The sequence below is a fragment of the Chryseobacterium camelliae genome, assembly GCF_002770595.1.
Lineage (GTDB): Bacteria > Bacteroidota > Bacteroidia > Flavobacteriales > Weeksellaceae > Chryseobacterium > Chryseobacterium camelliae.
Genome location: NZ_CP022986.1, coordinates 2,660,555 through 2,676,341, shown reverse-complemented (window position 1 = coordinate 2,676,341; position 15,787 = coordinate 2,660,555). Strand labels below are relative to the sequence as shown.

The 15,787-nt window shown below is 40.9% G+C and carries 18 protein-coding genes; 8 read left to right on the top strand and 10 right to left on the bottom strand.

Going from position 1 to position 15,787, the window contains the following annotated elements; translation table 11 throughout:
* Positions 1 to 2 precede the first annotated feature (2 nt).
* Both CGB83_RS12320 and CGB83_RS12315 read left to right on the top strand, forming a co-directional pair.
* Positions 3 to 335 (top strand): DUF6122 family protein, encoded by a 333-nt coding sequence (locus CGB83_RS12320; protein ID WP_100076051.1) that lies wholly within the window; start codon positions 3 to 5, stop codon positions 333 to 335.
* Between the two features lie 63 nt (positions 336 to 398).
* A complete protein-coding gene (locus tag CGB83_RS12315) occupies positions 399 to 1,469 on the top strand; it encodes a calcium:cation antiporter (RefSeq protein WP_100076050.1) in 1,071 nt (356 codons plus the stop codon).
* Here the strand turns inward: CGB83_RS12315 and CGB83_RS12310 are convergent.
* Positions 1,466 to 1,846, bottom strand: a complete 381-nt coding sequence (locus tag CGB83_RS12310) for a group III truncated hemoglobin (protein ID WP_100076049.1) — start codon at positions 1,844 to 1,846, stop codon at positions 1,466 to 1,468. The two genes, CGB83_RS12315 and CGB83_RS12310, sit on opposite strands and share 4 nt — an antisense overlap.
* 119 nt (positions 1,847 to 1,965) lie before the next feature.
* Between CGB83_RS12310 and CGB83_RS12305 the strand changes: the two genes are divergently transcribed.
* From CGB83_RS12305 to CGB83_RS12295, 3 genes are all read left to right on the top strand, one after another.
* On the top strand, positions 1,966 to 2,934 hold the full coding sequence (locus tag CGB83_RS12305) for an ion channel (RefSeq protein ID WP_100076048.1): 969 nt from the start codon (positions 1,966 to 1,968) through the stop codon (positions 2,932 to 2,934).
* Positions 2,934 to 3,422: a YkgJ family cysteine cluster protein gene (locus tag CGB83_RS12300; RefSeq protein WP_100076047.1), complete on the top strand. Its 489-nt coding sequence runs from the start codon at positions 2,934 to 2,936 to the stop codon at positions 3,420 to 3,422. The genes CGB83_RS12305 and CGB83_RS12300 overlap by 1 nt, the downstream gene beginning before the upstream one ends.
* A gap of 117 nt (positions 3,423 to 3,539) precedes the next feature.
* Positions 3,540 to 3,860, top strand: coding sequence for a hypothetical protein (locus tag CGB83_RS12295; protein ID WP_157761417.1), 321 nt, complete (start codon positions 3,540 to 3,542; stop codon positions 3,858 to 3,860).
* 172 nt (positions 3,861 to 4,032) lie between these two features.
* On the opposite strand, the gene gdhA is transcribed toward CGB83_RS12295, so the two are convergent.
* The 3 genes from gdhA to CGB83_RS12280 form a co-directional block, all read right to left on the bottom strand.
* A complete protein-coding gene (gene gdhA, locus CGB83_RS12290; protein ID WP_100076045.1) occupies positions 4,033 to 5,391 on the bottom strand; it encodes an NADP-specific glutamate dehydrogenase in 1,359 nt (452 codons plus the stop codon).
* Positions 5,392 to 5,581: 190 nt separating this feature from the next.
* Entirely contained in the window at positions 5,582 to 6,691 is a 1,110-nt protein-coding gene (dprA, locus tag CGB83_RS12285) for a DNA-processing protein DprA (protein ID WP_100076044.1), read from the bottom strand.
* Between the two features lie 34 nt (positions 6,692 to 6,725).
* Positions 6,726 to 7,493 carry a rhomboid family intramembrane serine protease gene (locus tag CGB83_RS12280; protein ID WP_100076043.1) on the bottom strand — a complete coding sequence of 256 codons (768 nt, stop codon included), beginning with the start codon at positions 7,491 to 7,493 and terminating at the stop codon, positions 6,726 to 6,728.
* 254 nt (positions 7,494 to 7,747) lie between these two features.
* Here CGB83_RS12280 and CGB83_RS12270 point away from each other — a divergent pair, with 254 nt between their 5' ends.
* Positions 7,748 to 8,674 (top strand): DUF3078 domain-containing protein, encoded by a 927-nt coding sequence (locus CGB83_RS12270; protein WP_100076041.1) that lies wholly within the window; start codon positions 7,748 to 7,750, stop codon positions 8,672 to 8,674.
* A 72-nt stretch (positions 8,675 to 8,746) separates the two neighbouring features.
* Here the strand turns inward: CGB83_RS12270 and sufD are convergent, their stop codons facing one another.
* The 6 genes from sufD to CGB83_RS12240 form a co-directional block, all read right to left on the bottom strand.
* Positions 8,747 to 10,054, bottom strand: a complete 1,308-nt coding sequence (sufD, locus tag CGB83_RS12265) for a Fe-S cluster assembly protein SufD (protein WP_100077586.1) — start codon at positions 10,052 to 10,054, stop codon at positions 8,747 to 8,749.
* A gap of 141 nt (positions 10,055 to 10,195) precedes the next feature.
* Positions 10,196 to 10,939, bottom strand: coding sequence for a Fe-S cluster assembly ATPase SufC (sufC, locus tag CGB83_RS12260; RefSeq protein ID WP_100076040.1), 744 nt, complete (start codon positions 10,937 to 10,939; stop codon positions 10,196 to 10,198).
* 18 nt (positions 10,940 to 10,957) lie between these two features.
* On the bottom strand, positions 10,958 to 11,464 hold the full coding sequence (locus tag CGB83_RS12255; RefSeq protein ID WP_100076039.1) for a GNAT family N-acetyltransferase: 507 nt from the start codon (positions 11,462 to 11,464) through the stop codon (positions 10,958 to 10,960).
* A 4-nt stretch (positions 11,465 to 11,468) separates the two neighbouring features.
* Positions 11,469 to 12,917 (bottom strand): Fe-S cluster assembly protein SufB, encoded by a 1,449-nt coding sequence (gene sufB / locus CGB83_RS12250; RefSeq protein ID WP_100076038.1) that lies wholly within the window; start codon positions 12,915 to 12,917, stop codon positions 11,469 to 11,471.
* 31 nt (positions 12,918 to 12,948) lie between these two features.
* Positions 12,949 to 13,329, bottom strand: coding sequence for a four helix bundle protein (locus CGB83_RS12245; protein WP_100077585.1), 381 nt, complete (start codon positions 13,327 to 13,329; stop codon positions 12,949 to 12,951).
* Between the two features lie 42 nt (positions 13,330 to 13,371).
* Positions 13,372 to 13,701 carry a HesB/IscA family protein gene (locus CGB83_RS12240; RefSeq protein WP_100076037.1) on the bottom strand — a complete coding sequence of 110 codons (330 nt, stop codon included), beginning with the start codon at positions 13,699 to 13,701 and terminating at the stop codon, positions 13,372 to 13,374.
* Between the two features lie 214 nt (positions 13,702 to 13,915).
* Here CGB83_RS12240 and CGB83_RS12235 point away from each other — a divergent pair, with 214 nt between their 5' ends.
* Together CGB83_RS12235 and CGB83_RS12230 are read left to right on the top strand one after the other, a co-directional pair.
* The gene (locus tag CGB83_RS12235; protein ID WP_100076036.1) at positions 13,916 to 14,878 is read left to right on the top strand and encodes a GLPGLI family protein; all 963 of its coding nucleotides are present in this window, start codon (positions 13,916 to 13,918) and stop codon (positions 14,876 to 14,878) included.
* Between the two features lie 13 nt (positions 14,879 to 14,891).
* Positions 14,892 to 15,740 (top strand): GLPGLI family protein, encoded by an 849-nt coding sequence (locus tag CGB83_RS12230; protein WP_100076035.1) that lies wholly within the window; start codon positions 14,892 to 14,894, stop codon positions 15,738 to 15,740.
* Positions 15,741 to 15,787: the final 47 nt, after the last annotated feature.

Genomic DNA, 15,787 nt, shown 5'->3' with positions numbered 1-15,787 from the left:
ATATGCCCGACTGTTTTTTCTGGAAAACCCTTGTTCACTATTTCCTGCATCTGGTCTTTCCGGTTTTTATTGCCCTGATATTCTACAGGAAAACCTGGTTCAGAACGTATCTCATCCTGCTGGCAACCATGCTCGTAGACCTGGACCATCTTTTTGCTGATCCTGTTTTCGATCCTTCCCGGAACAGCTTAGGATTTCATTTCCTGCATTCTTATTATGCCATTGCGGTGTATTTTTTGATGCTCTTTTTCAGAGGAAACATCAGGATCGTTGCCATCGGACTGTTGCTCCATATGATCACGGATTTTCAGGATTTTAATTTCTGGTGTCATTAAAATGATTAATATCCTCTTTCATTATTTCAAAAATGATAGATTTTTTGTATTTTGTAGACGCTTATGAAACCAAAAGAATTTTTACATTACACCTATATTTTTCCCGTAGTGGCCGTCCTGTATTATTTTTCAGGACTTATCGGTAACGGGGTTGTTTATGATGTGATTGCCGGAATCCTGCTTACCGGAAGCGTTCTTTCGGCTGTCCATCACGCTGAAATGGTGGCTCATAAAGTCGGGGAGCCTTTCGGGACCATTATTCTGGCGCTCTGTATTACCATTATTGAAGTGGCCTTAATCATTTCACTCATGGTTGCCGGGGGAGACCAGGCTATTACTTTGGCGAGGGATACTGTTTTTGCAGCGGTAATGCTCATTTTAAACGGGATTCTGGGGATCTGTATCCTTGTAGGCGGTGTGAAGTATTATGAACAGTTCTTTGCGCGCAGTTCAGCGACCACTTATCTGGTAAGTATCGTATCTATATTGATCCTGACACTCGTTCTTCCTAATTTTACCTCAAGTGTCAACGGGCCTTTTTACAATAATGCCCAGCTTATATTTGTTTCTATTGCCTGTCTGGTCATTTACGGGATTTTCCTGATGGTACAGACCGTACGTCACAGAAGTTATTTTGTAATCCCTGACGAACATCCGGCAGAGCATTATGTTCCCTCCATGACGAAAACAATGATCAGCTTTGTTTTCCTCGTCATCTGTCTTGCTATTGTAGTAATGATGGCGAAGGGCCTTTCTTCTACCATCGAAGATATGGTACAAAGCGTTGGGGCGCCGAAGTCTCTGGTCGGGGTCATCATCGCAGCAGTAGTCCTGCTTCCGGAGGGTCTGGCCGCTATCCGTGCCGCAAGGGGGAACCAGATCCAGTCCAGCCTTAACCTGGCATTGGGCTCTGCATTGGCGAGTATAGGATTGTCGATCCCTGCAGTATCTATGGTCTGCATTATGTATGATATTCCCCTGGTTTTAGGATTGGATAAAAAAGATATTATCCTCCTGTCCCTGTCCGTATTTATCGTTATGCTGTCATTGAGCAGGGGAAAAACGAATATCCTGTACGGAACGGTCCTGCTGGTGAACCTTGCTGCGTATATATTTACGGTAATTGTTCCTTAAAGACTTCTGGCAAGCTCCATTTTAAAGGCCATCAGTTTTGCTATATTCTGTGCTTTATAGACCGCCATATCCGCATTTTCTCCGGCGAAGTGTTCTTCAATGGTGCTGATCCACAATTCCAGCCACCGCTCAAAGTGATGCTTTTCCATCGCCTGAAGCTCATTAATGGGAAAATGTGCACCCATAGGATTTCCCTTATAAGTCATCTGGCCAAAAAGTATGGATTCCCAGAAGGAATACATTTTAGGAAGATGGCTGTCCCAGTTTACCCTCGCTACGTCATTGAAGAAAAAACCGATGGTTTCATCGCGCACTACCTTATCGTAAAATGAATTGACAAGATGCTTAATATCGTGTCTGGTTTCAAGCTTTTTCATGGATCAAAGTTAATTTAAAATCGATTTGAAAATTCAATAGGGATGTTGATAAATTTCATGAAAACAATATTTTATCTTTGCAGGATATTTCCCGGCTGATATAAAACTTAAGATAAAAGATGGCAAATGGTTTCAGAAAGAAAATTCTTCAGAAGAGCACAGAAAACAGCGGCTTTGGGGACCGTGCGTCCGGAAGGTTCATCAAAAAAGACGGGCTTCCGAATGTAGAGCGCAAAGGAGTCTCCATGCTGAACCGTTTCAGCTGGTACCATACCATGCTGGAGCTTTCAACGTTCAGGTTCCTTTCATATCTGGTGGTTGCCTATATTCTGGTTAATCTGGTATTTGCGCTGGTGTATTATCTAATCGGTGTAGAGCATCTGACAGGAATTGATAAAAGAGATGCGATAAACGAATTTATCGATGTCTTTTTCTTCAGTTCACAGACCTTTACTACGGTAGGGTACGGGAGAATAGCTCCGGTAGGATTTATGGCAAGCCTTGTCGCAACGTTTGAGGCATTTTTAGGACTGCTGACATTTGCCATAGCCACAGGGCTTTTTTACGGACGTTTTTCACGTCCCCGGGCATACCTTACCTTTTCGGATATAGCTCTTGTTGCACCTTTTCATAACGCTTCTGCGCTGATGTTCAGGCTGGCTCCTTATAAGAATAATACCCTGACGAATGCAGATGTCATCGTTTCAGCGGCTATTGAGGTCCATGAAAACGAAAATCATAAGAGTAAATTTTACAGCCTGAAAACTCATCTAAGCCACATCAATACACTGGCCCTGAACTGGACAATTGTCCATGCCATAGATGAAGATTCTCCGTTTTACGGATTTACAGAGCAGGACTTTAAGAATACGGATATTGAAATCATCATCCATGTACGGGCTTTTGATGAAGTCTTTTCCAATACCGTCGTTCAGCGTACTTCTTATGTTTCAGATGAAATCATATACGGAGCTGTCTTTACTCCGATGTATTATCCTTCAAAGGATAAAAGATCTACCATACTGAACCTAGAAAAAATCAATGAGTATACAAAAGCAGAATTGCCTGTTTTAAAAGAGGAAAAATAATGGATCTAGAATTATATAAAAAACAGGCGCTTCAAAAGCAAGGTGAGCACCGCAAATTCCTTGAAGGGCTTAAGAAAAAACCGCCCAAGAATCTTGATTATATCGTTCAGGATGCACATGAAGAAGTCTTTGAGGCTATTGATTGCCTAGGATGTGCCAACTGCTGCAAAACTACCGGCCCACTGTATACTGAAAAAGATATCGAACGGATCTCCAGGCATCTCAGGATGAAGCCCGCAGATTTTGAGGCTAAATTCCTCAGGACTGATGAGGATAACGATAAGGTATTGCAACATCTGCCTTGTTTTTTTCTTAATGACGATAATACATGTTCCATCTATGATGTCCGCCCTAAAGCATGCCGGGAATATCCTCATACGGATCGTAAAAAAATCTACCAGATCAATAATCTGATGATAAAAAATACGGTCATATGTCCCGCTGCTTATGAATTCGTAGAAAGTATGATGACAAGAATAAAAAAATAAACTTTGATCCCAATTATTTATAAAAGATTATAATTTCAGTTAAATAAAACTTTCTGCCATACTTTTAGTATAATAGTTGTCGTTCTACTTACAATTAACACCATAAATTATTACATTATGAAAAAGTTATTTTTAGCAATGGCATTTGTAGTCGGAGGATTAATTACTGCTTCAGCGCAGGTAACTCCACAAACGGGAACAGACACAACAAACACAGGGACGACGACACAGCAACAGAAAGACCGTGATCTGAATAACGGTACGAATACCACTACAAACGGAACGCTGAACAACGGGACCAATATGAATAACGCAACCATGGATAACAATGGCATGAATAATACGCGTACCGACAGCCCTGCTATAGATACGGCTAAAACGGACGGTTCAAGAGATGCTGTGAAAGGAACTAAAAAATCCAAAAAGAAAGCGAGATAATGCATCTCAGATAAAAATGAAAAGCCTGAAAGACACCTCTTTCAGGCTTTTTTATGGTTAAAAAAAGCATTGAATGATCATCAATGCTTTCTCCTTTCACTTTTTACTTTTTCCCATTATCCCGGGACAGGCTGTGTGAAAAAGGCCGGGAGATTCTCCCGGCCTTATATGATTATACCACACCTTGTGCCAGCATGGCTTCTGCTACTTTTACAAAGCCGGCGATATTGGCTCCTTTTACGTAGTTTACGTAGCCGTTTTCTTCTTTTCCATAGTCCCTGCAGGCTTTATGGATCCCGATCATGATCTCTTTCAGTCTGGCGTCAACTTCTTCGGAAGTCCAGTTCAGACGGATAGAGTTCTGTGTCATTTCAAGTCCTGAAGTGGCTACTCCACCGGCATTGGACGCTTTTCCCGGAGAGAACAGTACCTGATTGTCAAGGAAGTAGTTGATCGCATCCAGTGTAGACGGCATATTCGCAGCCTCTGTTACGCATACACATCCGTTTTCAACCAGTATTTTAGCATCTTCAAGATCCAGTTCGTTCTGGGTTGCAGAAGGGAAGGCTACATCACACTTCACTTCCCAAGGTCTTTTTCCGGCATGGAATTCAGCAGACGGATATTTTTTAGCATAATCTTCCGCTCTGTTATTTCCTGAGGATCTCAGTTCAAGCAGATAATCGATTTTCTCTCCGCTGATACCGTCTTTGTCATAGATATAACCGTCAGGTCCTGAGATGGTCACTACTTTAGCACCCAGTTCGGTCGCTTTTTTGATTACGCCCCAGGCTACGTTTCCGAAACCTGAAACCGTTACGGTCTTATCCTGGAATGTCTGTCCGATGGTCTTAAGCATCTGCTCGGCAAAATATACCACGCCGTATCCGGTAGCTTCAGGACGGATCAGCGATCCTCCGTAAGCCAGCCCTTTTCCGGTAAGTACTCCGGTAAATTCGTTTCTGATTTTTTTGTATTGTCCGAACAGGTAACCGATTTCTCTGGCTCCAACTCCGATATCTCCTGCAGGTACATCCGTTTCAGGACCGATGTGCTTGCACAGCTCCGTCATGAACGCCTGGCAGAAACGCATTACTTCCATGTCAGATTTCCCCTGAGGGTCAAAATCAGATCCACCTTTACCTCCACCCATAGGCAGGGTCGTCAGTGAATTTTTAAATACCTGCTCGAAAGCCAGGAACTTCAGTACGGAAAGGTTAACGGTAGGATGGAAACGGATTCCTCCTTTATAAGGTCCGATAGCAGAATTCATCTGGATTCTGAATCCTCTGTTTACCTGAATTTCTCCTTTGTCATCAACCCATGGAACTCTGAATATGATAATTCTTTCGGCTTCAGCCATTCTTTCGAGGAGCTTCATACCGGTATATTCTTTCTTGGTAGCAATAAACGGAATTACAGTAACAGCCACTTCTTTCACCGCCTGTAAGAATTCCGGTTCGTTAGGATTTTTTGCTTCTATCTTAGCAATAAACTCCTGAATTTTCTGCTCAATATTATATTGTTCCATATATTAAGGTTGAATATTATTGCCAACAAATTTAATTTTTTTTTCAAGATTCACAACACCTTATGCGATGATTGTTTATAATTTAATAATGTAATGACTTAATATTGTTAAATTAATAATTTTATTGTAAATGTTGCCGAAAATTAAATGTTATCTCTTAAATAATGCAGTATTAAGAAATTGTTAATTGTCAGATTGCTGTAAATTGCCTCCCGGAAAGCGTTTTTATCTTCCCCAAAAGCTCCAATTCCAGAATAACAGGTAAAATCCGGTATGCCGGGAGCTCTGTGGATGCTGCCATATCGTCCAGGGATATCGGTTGATGTTCTTTAATACACCCATAAATGAGTTCCTGAATTTCAGTTAGCTGAACAGTTAATGCGCTGTAGGGAAATAATTCCTCCATTCTCTCTTCAGGACGGTTAAGACCGAGCTGGTCGATCAGGTCCTTAACCGTAGAAATTGCAGAAGCTTTGTGCTGAAAGATCAGCTGATTACAGCCCTGGCTGTAAGGATCCGTAATTTTTCCGGGAAGGGCAAAGACATCGCGGTTATATTGGTTGGCAAATGTAGCTGTACTTACAGAACCTCCTCCGAAAGCAGTTTCTACAACTACCGTTGCCGGCGATAATCCGGCAATGATCCTGTTTCTCTGGATAAAATTCTCCCGGTCCGGTTTGCGGGAAGAATTGAATTCTGTGATCAGTGCACCTCCATGATCAAGTATCCTTTCCGACAGTTTCCTGTTTTTGGAAGGATATAAGGTATGGAACCCGTGGGCAAGGACCGCTATGGTCGGGATAGCAAAGTTCAGCGACTGCTCATGGACTTCTTTGTCTGCTCCTAAGGCAAGGCCGCTTACAGAACAGTATCTGCATGATTGGGTCTCCTCAAAAAAAGTGCTTATAAAAGATTTGCCGTAAGACGTTATATTCCGGGTTCCAACGATACTCACCGTTTTCAAAGCGTGATCAAATTCTCCTTTCTGGTACAGTACAGCCGGTGCATCATCACATTCATTCAGCAGCGGAGGAAGATCACGGAGGTGCCTTAATTTGATCGTAATGTTGTTGTTTTCGCAGAATGCAATTTCTTTCTCTGCGAACCTGAGGTAGTCTGTATTGCCGATATCTGCCACTGCCTTACGTCCGATTCCGTCTGCCGCTCCCAACTCGCGGGCTGCTTTTTCCCAGGCAAGTTTTGCACTGCCGAAGGCTCTAATGAGCTTGCTGAAATTGATGTCGCCAATGAGGCTGCACTCGCGGAGCGCGATGGCATATAGGTGTTCTTCAGAAATCATAGGTGTTTTTTTATCAAATGTAACAAATTAAGATTTATTTCTTTCTTAATTCGTCCAGATGATCCCAGATATCGTCTTTTTTCTTGTAGGGCAGTTCAGAAAAATCTTCAGGATGGTTGTCCTTGTATTCCTGCCAGAGCTTATCATCTCTTTCACTGTAATAATTGGGGAATTCCCAGATGTATTTTTTCTTCTTTTCTCCCACGTTTTTAAAGGCAAAAGCGATGATGCTTCCTACAATAGCCCCTGCAAGGTGGGCCTGCCAGGAAATTTTGCTTGGTGCCTGAAGGTTATAAAACAATTCTTCAGGAAACATCCCCCATATAAGGCTCCCATAATATAAAACCACTACAAGCGAAATGGTAAGAAGCTTGACATTCCACCGGAATACCCCGCTGAAAAAAAGGAAAAAGGCAAGGACATAAACAATGCCGCTGGCTCCGATCGTGCAGGTATACATGTATTCTCCGGTAAGGATATCTACAGGAGGAAGAAGCCATAATAAAAGCCCTGTAGCCAGCCAGCCGATGACAAAAACCTTATTGGCAACCAATGGATAAAACTGGTATAACAGGAACATCAGGATCGCTATCGGGATAGAATTGCCGATAATATGATCCAGGTTACCATGCAGCAAAGGCGAGGTAATAACACCCAGCAGTCCTTCCGGCAGCAGTGGAATGATGGCTCCGAAGCAATTTTCAAAAAAGCCCGCCATCTGCAGCAGGTAACCCAGCCACATGGCAGCCAGCATCAATAAGGGATGGATGACAGCTTTTCTGGAAATTACATTTTTTAGCATGGATAGACTACGTCAAACGGGAAGCCAAGAATAAATTCCGGAAATTTTGGCGAAGATTTGCAGAAGCACTTCATTTTTAGGACAAAAAGTAGATTTTTCAAAAAAAGATATTTCGAAATGAAAATATTGTCCCGATATGATGCTTTCGTTTTATTTATTCTTAATGATTTGATTATAAAATGAGTATTCATCATACAAAGCAGCCGAACGGCAAAAATTATATTTTTACTTTTGTAACAAAATTGTTTTGAAATATGAGAAAACTTGTATTCGCGATTGCTGTTTCTTTGGGAATATATGTTCATGCTCAGGAAGAAAAAACTGATGAGCAGCCGGTATCTGATACGGTAAAACATTGGTCTGTCCTCGGGAAAAATACTTTAATGGTTAACCAGACTGCTTTTTCAAAGTGGGTAGGAGGGGGAGCCAATAATGTGGGCTGGCTTGCCGGAGCTAATTACAACCTCACGTATGAAAAAGATAAAGACCTCTGGGAAAACATCATTATTTTGGATTATGGGCAGAATAATACCAAAGGTGTAGGAACACGGAAAACCCAGGATGTCATCAACATATCCACGAACTACGGAAGGAAGTTTTCCAAGAGCTGGTATATGTCAGCAGGTGCAGGATTGCAGACCCAGTTCTCTGCCGGTTATGAAGATGGAAACAATCCAGAAGCGAAAAAAATCTCTAATTTCATGGCTCCCGGCTACCTGAACTTAGGTCTCGGGATCACCTACAGGCCGGATGACAATATTACCGTCAACCTGAGGCCTACCAATGCCAGATGGACCCTGGTGCTGGACAAGGATCTTCAGACCGCTGGAACATACGGTCTCAAAGAAGATGGCGATACTTCGCTGTTGCAGTTCGGTTTCCTGGGAACAGCCCTGTACAAGCTGAAAATCATGGAAAATATTAACCTTACCAATACGGCCTCTATATTTTCCAATTACCTGGACCATCCGGAAAGATTGGTTCTTGCCTATGGTGCGATCCTCAATATGAAGGTGAACAAATATATTTCTACCAATATAACTGTAGATGTACTATATGACCACAACCAGATCCAGAAAACCCAACTGAAACAGACGCTAGGAATAGGATTTGCCTATACGGTGGATAACGGTGTGAAACGCTCCGGCCGTCAGGATAGTCAGTGGTGGATTAAAAAATAACATAGCAATTCCCTATAATCATAAAAGCACTTCAATGACGAAGTGCTTTTATGATTATAGGGAAATAAATTCTTAAAATTCTATATCCACTTCCAGCTTTTCAACCAGGAGTTTGGAGATTTTTTCTTTCAGGGGCTCAATGTCAATGTTCTGCATGGCATCATTGGCGAATGCATACAGAAGCAGCGCCTGAGCTTCTTTCTTAGAGATTCCCCTTGCTCTCAGGTAGAATAATGCATCTTCATTCAGCTGCCCTACGGTACATCCGTGAGAACATTTAACATCGTCAGCAAAGATTTCAAGCTGAGGTTTGGTATCGATAGCTGCTCCTTCGCTCAGCAATACATTGTTGTTCTGCTGGTAAGCATTGGTTTTCTGGGCTTCTTTGTCTACAAAAACTTTTCCGTTGAATACGCCATGCGATTTGCCGTCGAAAATCCCTTTGTAATTCTGGTAGCTTTCGCAGTTCGGGAAATTATGATGAACGGCAGTATGGTGGTCAACGAGCTGATCTTTACCGATAATGGTGATCCCGTTCATGAACGAATTGATGTTGGATCCGTTATGGATGAAATCCAGGTTGTTCCTGACCAGTTTACCCCCAAATGAAAACGTATTCACTGTAGTTAAGCTGTCTTTTTCCTGCCTGGCAAAAGTACTGTCGACAAGATAGGAAGTATCGTTATCATTCTGTAGTTTATGCCAGTCAGCTTTCGCATTCGGATACGTGAAAATTTCCGTTACGGAATTGGTAAATACATAAGAGGCATCGAAGTTATGATGGCTTTCTATGATCTCCACTTTAGCACCGTCCTCAACGATCAGCAGGTTCCGGGTATTGTAAAACGTATTCTCCTCCTGGTTCTGGGAGATGTAAAACACATGGATAGGCTTCTCGATCACTACATTTTTAGGGACTTTAAGGAAAAATCCGTATTTGCAGTAGGCCTGGTTCAGGTTGGTGAATGCAGAATCTTTAGAAGCAATCGTGTTGAAATACTGATCGAAGACATCCCGGTACTTTTCATCATTCAGCGCATAATTGAACGAAAGGAATTCCACATTTTCAATGGAAACTTTTGAAAGTTCCTTACTCAGTTTACCGTTAACGAAGGTAATCCAGTCGAAATTCTCTTCTCCCAGGTGCAGCTGGTCCAGCTGTTCTTTGGTGATGGTATGGGATTCTTTCGGGAAAAAGTTATATCCTTTTTCAATAATCTCCTTTAGGTTGGTATATTTGTATTCTTCGTTTTTCTTGGATGGAAAACCTTTTTTTTCGAATCTCTCAAGCGCTGCTTTCCGGTCCTCATCAAGGAATCTGTGACGAAGACTTTCCAAAAATTCATTGTGGTTTTCTGTAATCTGTTCTTTTAATGCCATTACTGGTATATCTGTGGTTCGCACCATTTTTTTCTTTTTATTAGGCTGAATTGCTATTCCGGGAAATAGACTTGTATATATCTGAGATCAGGATTCATCACCTTCAGAGCAGGTGAATCAACCGGCCTCAGAATTTCAATCTTAGTTTAAAAGCCAGTCGTATCCTTTTTCTTCCAGTTCCAGTGCCAGTGATTTATCTCCGGTTTTGATGATCTTACCGTTAGCCAGTACATGGACGAAATCAGGCTGGATGTAGTTCAGCAATCTCTGGTAGTGGGTAATCAGAAGGACTGCATTCCCTTTGTTTTTAAAATGATTCACCCCATCTGCCACAATTCTCAATGCATCGATATCCAGTCCGGAATCCGTTTCATCGAGGATCGCCAGCTTAGGATTCAGCATCATCATCTGGAAAATTTCGTTTCTCTTCTTTTCCCCTCCGGAGAATCCTTCATTCAGTGATCGGGAAAGGAAATCTTTTTTGATGCCCAGCTGCTCGGATTTTTCCCGGATCATGGCCAGCATTTCTTTGGCAGGCATGTCTTCCAGTCCGTTGGCTTTCCTGTTTTCATTCAGGGCGGCTTTGATGAAGTTCGTTACAGAAACCCCCGGGATCTCCACAGGATACTGAAATGAAAGGAAAATTCCCTTGTGTGCTCTTTCTTCCGGAGCGTCTTCATTAATCACTTCTCCTCCGAAAATAATCTCACCTTCCGTAACTTCATAGTCTTCCTTACCCGCAATAACAGAGGATAGGGTAGATTTACCGGCTCCGTTAGGACCCATAATGGCATGGACCTCTCCCGGCTTGATTTCAAGGTTGATCCCTTTTAATATTTGTGCGCCGTCTTCGATTCTGGCGTGAAGGTTTTTAATTTCTAACATTTTATTTGCTTAAACAAATTATTTTTGAATTCTATATACTAAACTTTCAGGTTGACCGGGAACATCATCTAGTGTTCCGACTGGGGCCATTCCTGCCTTTTCCAAAACTTTAACGGAAGCTACATTATCAGGACGAACAACTCCGAATATTTCTTCTTTGTTGCTGTCATTCAATCCAAAATCTATAGCTTTTTTCATGAATTCTGTGGCATATCCGTTTCCCCATGCCCCGGGAGCAAAACGATAGCCAATATTCAGCTTTTCTTCCGCTCCATATAATTTATAGCTCAGACCCCCAAAACCGATAATGTTTTCAGGATTATCCTTTTCAACAATCGCCCAGCTCCCAAAATGGTGTTTTTTCCAATGTTCAAGCATTTTTGCAAATGTGCTTTCTGCTTTTTCCAGATTCATTGGCCCGCTTGGGTTATGTTTGTTGGTTTCAGGATCATTATTAATTTCAAAGAACCTTTTAAAGTCTTCTTTTTCGGGCTTCCTTAAAATTAACCGTTCTGTCGCTATCATATCTTTATCCTACAGATCCCTCTAATGAAATTTCCAGGAGTTTCTGGGCTTCAATGGCAAATTCCATTGGCAGTTTATTCAAAACTTCTTTACTGAAACCATTTACGATCAGGGCAATTGCTCTTTCCGTATCAATTCCTCTCTGGTTGCAGTAAAAGATCTGGTCTTCACCGATTTTTGAAGTGGTAGCTTCGTGTTCTAATTGTGCTGAAGGATCTTTGATTTCAATATATGGGAATGTATGCGCTCCGCATTCATTGCCCATCAGTAAGGAATCACACTGGGAGAAATTTCTTGAACCCTTAGCCGAAGGCATTACTTTGACCAGACCACGGTAGGAGTTCTGTGATTTCCCTGCCGAAATCCCTTTGGATATAATGGTTGAACGGGTATTTTTCCCGATATGGATCATTTTCGTCCCCGTATCGGCATACTGGTGGTTATTCGTTACGGCGATAGAGTAGAATTCACCGATAGAACCGTCTCCTTTTAGTATGCATGACGGATATTTCCATGTTACGGCAGAACCTGTTTCTACCTGCGTCCAGGAAATCTTTGCTTTTCTCTCGCAAAGCCCTCTTTTCGTTACGAAATTGAATACGCCTCCTTTTCCTTCTTCATTACCCGGGTACCAGTTCTGAACCGTTGAATATTTAATTTCAGCATTGTCCAGGGCAATCAGTTCAACAACAGCAGCGTGAAGCTGGTTCTCGTCTCTTGACGGTGCCGTACACCCTTCAAGATAAGATACATAACTGCCTTCATCAGCAATTACCAGTGTCCTTTCAAACTGGCCTGTTCCCGCCTGGTTGATACGGAAATAGGTAGAAAGTTCCATCGGGCATCGTACGCCTTTAGGAATGTAGCAGAAACTTCCGTCTGAAAACACGGCTGAATTCAACGCTGCATAAAAGTTGTCGCCTCGCGGAACCACTTTTCCTATGTATTTCCTCACCAGATCCGGATGGTGCCTGATTGCTTCAGAAATGGAACAGAAAATGATCCCTTTCTCAGCCAGCGTATCCTGGAACGTTGTTTTTACGGAAATTGAGTCCATAACGATATCAACAGCTACTCCGGAAAGCCTCTTCTGTTCTTCGATATTGATGCCGAGCTTTTCAAATGTTTTGATCAGCTCAGGGTCTACCTCATCCAGGCTGCCCAGCTCCGGTTTTACTTTTGGCGCGGCATAATATCTGATGGCCTGGAAGTCAGGTTTTTCATATTTGATATTAGCCCATTCCGGTTCCGTCATTTTCTGCCAGATCCTGAATGATTCCAGTCTCCATTCCGTCATCCATTCCGGCTCTTCCTTTTTAGCGGAAATGGCACGGACAATATCTTCATTCAGGCCGATGGGGAAATCTTCGTAATCAATCTGGGTTTCCCAGCCGAATTCATATTTTTTATTTTCTAGATCAACCCTTAGGTCGTCTTCTGTGTATTTACTCATAATGTATTCAGAGATTCAGAGATTAAGAAATTCAGGAATTTCTAGAATCTAAATTGCTCTTTTCAAGATATTTTATAAAATGATAAATTTCTTTTGTGATTTCCAGGCACTCATGACTTAGTGAATGAAAAATCTTATCATCAATTTTCTCTAATCGGAATAAAACAAACAGCATATTTCTTACTTCAGCACAGCTCCCTTTGGCGATCCAAAGAAATCTGATTAATTGCTTATTGCTTCCATATTCCGAGCCCTCAGCAATATTATTGCTTATTGATAATGTAGCTCTTTTAAGCTGTTCCTTAAGAGAAAATTCTTTTTGTAAATTTTCATCATCAAGAATTTTAAAAATTTCAACTGTAAATGAAATTGCCTTTTTATAAACCGGGAAATGTTCAAACGAAACAGTCATATAATTTTTAAATTTCTTAATCTCTGAATCTTTCAATAGCCTTTACAGGCTGAAAGATTCCCCGCAGCCACATGTTCTGGCTGCATTCGGATTGTTAAAAACAAATCCTTTTCCGTTGAGTCCTCCTGAATATTCCAAGGTAGTTCCTGCAAGATACAGGATCGATTTTTTATCTACTATGATTTTAATCCCGTTATCTTCAAAAACCTGGTCTGCATCTGTTTTCTGATTGTCAAATTTCAGTACATATTCCAGACCGGAGCATCCTCCGCTTTTTACCCCAACCCTTATATAATCTTCAGAAGCGTCAAATCCATCCTCTCTCATGAGCAGTATGGCTTTTTCTTTTGCGTGATCTGATACTTTTATCATTGTATTTATTTAGAATGATTTAATGATGCAAAAATACAAACTAATTTCCGCAATCTAAAATCGAAGATGTCTATTTTGATGATTCTGTTATTAATAGCGTTCTTTTTTATTTGGGGTTAATGTTAAAAGAATATAAAATGTAGGTCAAAAACCTTCATAACACGTTTTTGATTTAACTTTGAAAAATATTTCTTATCTATAAAGAAAATTAATAATGAAACAAAAATTACTTGGTTTTTTTATATTGTTTTTAATAACATTTTCCGAGGCGCAAACTACCAGATATATTTATGAAACAACAGTCAATCCGGATTCAATCAATCTAGTAAGTACCGTGGTAGAACGTACTTTTTTGGATGTGAAAGGAGATCAATCGGTATTTATCAGTGAAAATAAACTAATTAAAGATTCTCTGTTTGCTTCTTTTAAACCGGAAGAAAAAGAAGCCCGTAAAAAAGGAGAAAAAGATTTTTCCAAACCGGTAAACAAGAAACATTTTGAGCCTACTTATTTTGACTATTTTATTACTAAAAGTATTCCTGAGCAAAAGGTTTATTATTATGATAAAGTAGGAGAAAAACAAATTTATTATAAAGAAGACAGACCTGTAAAATGGGAAATAACCAATGAATCAGAAACGCAAAATGGGTATCAGGCTCAAAAAGCACTGGCCAGTTTCGGCGGAAGAATCTGGACTGCCTGGTTTACAAAAGAGATTAGTGTCTCCGACGGACCTTACAAATTCTCAGGATTACCGGGATTAATTGTAAAGCTGGAAGATGATAAAGGGGATTATAAATTTGATTTAGTAAAAAAAATTACCATTAAAAATTCCTTTCAAGAACCCATACGTCCTGATGCAAAAGAAAGTACCAGGGTTGATTTTCATAGTGATAGAGCCGCACTGGAACTGGAATTTATGAAGAACAGAAAATCCATAGCGGAAAGTAATGGTGCCGGAATGCAAAACTTTGGGGGTAGCGGAAGACACGGTGGAGGAATGGGTAGAATGAATAACGGTATGGGAGGAATGCAGGGTGGCGGTCATCGTGGAGCAGGTAGCGGAATGCGTGGCGATGGAATGGATGGGCGGAATAATAATTTTTCAATGCAAAGTACAGGAAATATAAATGTCCCTTCTGATATGGGAAATCAAAATCCGATAGAACTAAAATAAAATATACTATAAAATGAAAAAATTAGGCATCATAGCTTTTATGTTATTTATGCAGACGGCTTTTGCACAGGTGAACAGATTTGTCTATCAGGTTACCATGAAACCGGATGCATCGAACAAAAGCGATGTAAAAACAGAAAATGCATATCTGGATATTTCTCAGGATAAATCTGTTTTTTATTCAGAGAACAGAATTAAAAGAGATTCTATCATGCAGGCGACTTTCCGAAGCGGAGGCGCACGAGGCTTTAACAGGGAACAGATGGAAGGCTTAAGGTCTAATATCAACTATTCCATTGAAAAGGATAAAAAAACTCAGAAGATGACTTTCAAAGACAGAATCGGGAGAGATGTTTATACTTATGAAGAAGACAGACCGGTCACCTGGAAAATTTTCTCTGAAACCACAAAAATTGGAGATTATAAAGTTCAGAAAGCTGAAGCAGATTTTGGCGGAAGAAAATGGACGGCCTGGTTTACCACAGATCTGCCGTATCAGGATGGCCCTTATAAGTTTGAAGGCCTTCCCGGTCTTATTGTAAAAGTAGAAGATGATAAAGGTGAGTATTCTTTTGATTTAATGAAAAATTATAAGATTGCAGACTTTCCTGCCATGAATCAATTCGGAAATACAATCAAGGTAAAAAGAGCAGATTATATAAAACAACAGAAAAAGTTTCAGGAAGATCCAATGTCGTTCATGACTCAGGGCGGCGGTGGAGGTCAAATAAGAATCGGCGGTGACGGCGGACCTCGTGGTGGCGGTTTCGGCGGCGGAAATTCCGGAGATTTCAGAAAAAGAATGGAAGAAAGAGTAAAAGATGAAGCGAAGAAAAACAGCAATCCTATAGAATTGAAATAAAGGAACCGGGCCATGAATTTTCATGGCCCGGTTTATTTTTCGTATTC

Excerpts from the sequence above, each read along its gene's own strand:
- CGB83_RS12320 (WP_100076051.1), top strand. The coding sequence starts at position 3 with ATGCCCGACTGTTTTTTCTGGAAAACCCTTGTTCACTATTTCCTGCAT.
- CGB83_RS12315 (WP_100076050.1), top strand. The coding sequence starts at position 399 with ATGAAACCAAAAGAATTTTTACATTACACCTATATTTTTCCCGTAGTG.
- CGB83_RS12310 (WP_100076049.1), bottom strand. The coding sequence starts at position 1,846 with ATGAAAAAGCTTGAAACCAGACACGATATTAAGCATCTTGTCAATTCA.
- CGB83_RS12305 (WP_100076048.1), top strand. The coding sequence starts at position 1,966 with ATGGCAAATGGTTTCAGAAAGAAAATTCTTCAGAAGAGCACAGAAAAC.
- CGB83_RS12300 (WP_100076047.1), top strand. The coding sequence starts at position 2,934 with ATGGATCTAGAATTATATAAAAAACAGGCGCTTCAAAAGCAAGGTGAG.
- CGB83_RS12295 (WP_157761417.1), top strand. The coding sequence starts at position 3,540 with ATGAAAAAGTTATTTTTAGCAATGGCATTTGTAGTCGGAGGATTAATT.
- gdhA (WP_100076045.1), bottom strand. The coding sequence starts at position 5,391 with ATGGAACAATATAATATTGAGCAGAAAATTCAGGAGTTTATTGCTAAG.
- dprA (WP_100076044.1), bottom strand. The coding sequence starts at position 6,691 with ATGATTTCTGAAGAACACCTATATGCCATCGCGCTCCGCGAGTGCAGC.
- CGB83_RS12280 (WP_100076043.1), bottom strand. The coding sequence starts at position 7,493 with ATGCTAAAAAATGTAATTTCCAGAAAAGCTGTCATCCATCCCTTATTG.
- CGB83_RS12270 (WP_100076041.1), top strand. The coding sequence starts at position 7,748 with ATGAGAAAACTTGTATTCGCGATTGCTGTTTCTTTGGGAATATATGTT.
- sufD (WP_100077586.1), bottom strand. The coding sequence starts at position 10,054 with ATGGCATTAAAAGAACAGATTACAGAAAACCACAATGAATTTTTGGAA.
- sufC (WP_100076040.1), bottom strand. The coding sequence starts at position 10,939 with ATGTTAGAAATTAAAAACCTTCACGCCAGAATCGAAGACGGCGCACAA.
- CGB83_RS12255 (WP_100076039.1), bottom strand. The coding sequence starts at position 11,464 with ATGATAGCGACAGAACGGTTAATTTTAAGGAAGCCCGAAAAAGAAGAC.
- sufB (WP_100076038.1), bottom strand. The coding sequence starts at position 12,917 with ATGAGTAAATACACAGAAGACGACCTAAGGGTTGATCTAGAAAATAAA.
- CGB83_RS12245 (WP_100077585.1), bottom strand. The coding sequence starts at position 13,329 with ATGACTGTTTCGTTTGAACATTTCCCGGTTTATAAAAAGGCAATTTCA.
- CGB83_RS12240 (WP_100076037.1), bottom strand. The coding sequence starts at position 13,701 with ATGATAAAAGTATCAGATCACGCAAAAGAAAAAGCCATACTGCTCATG.
- CGB83_RS12235 (WP_100076036.1), top strand. The coding sequence starts at position 13,916 with ATGAAACAAAAATTACTTGGTTTTTTTATATTGTTTTTAATAACATTT.
- CGB83_RS12230 (WP_100076035.1), top strand. The coding sequence starts at position 14,892 with ATGAAAAAATTAGGCATCATAGCTTTTATGTTATTTATGCAGACGGCT.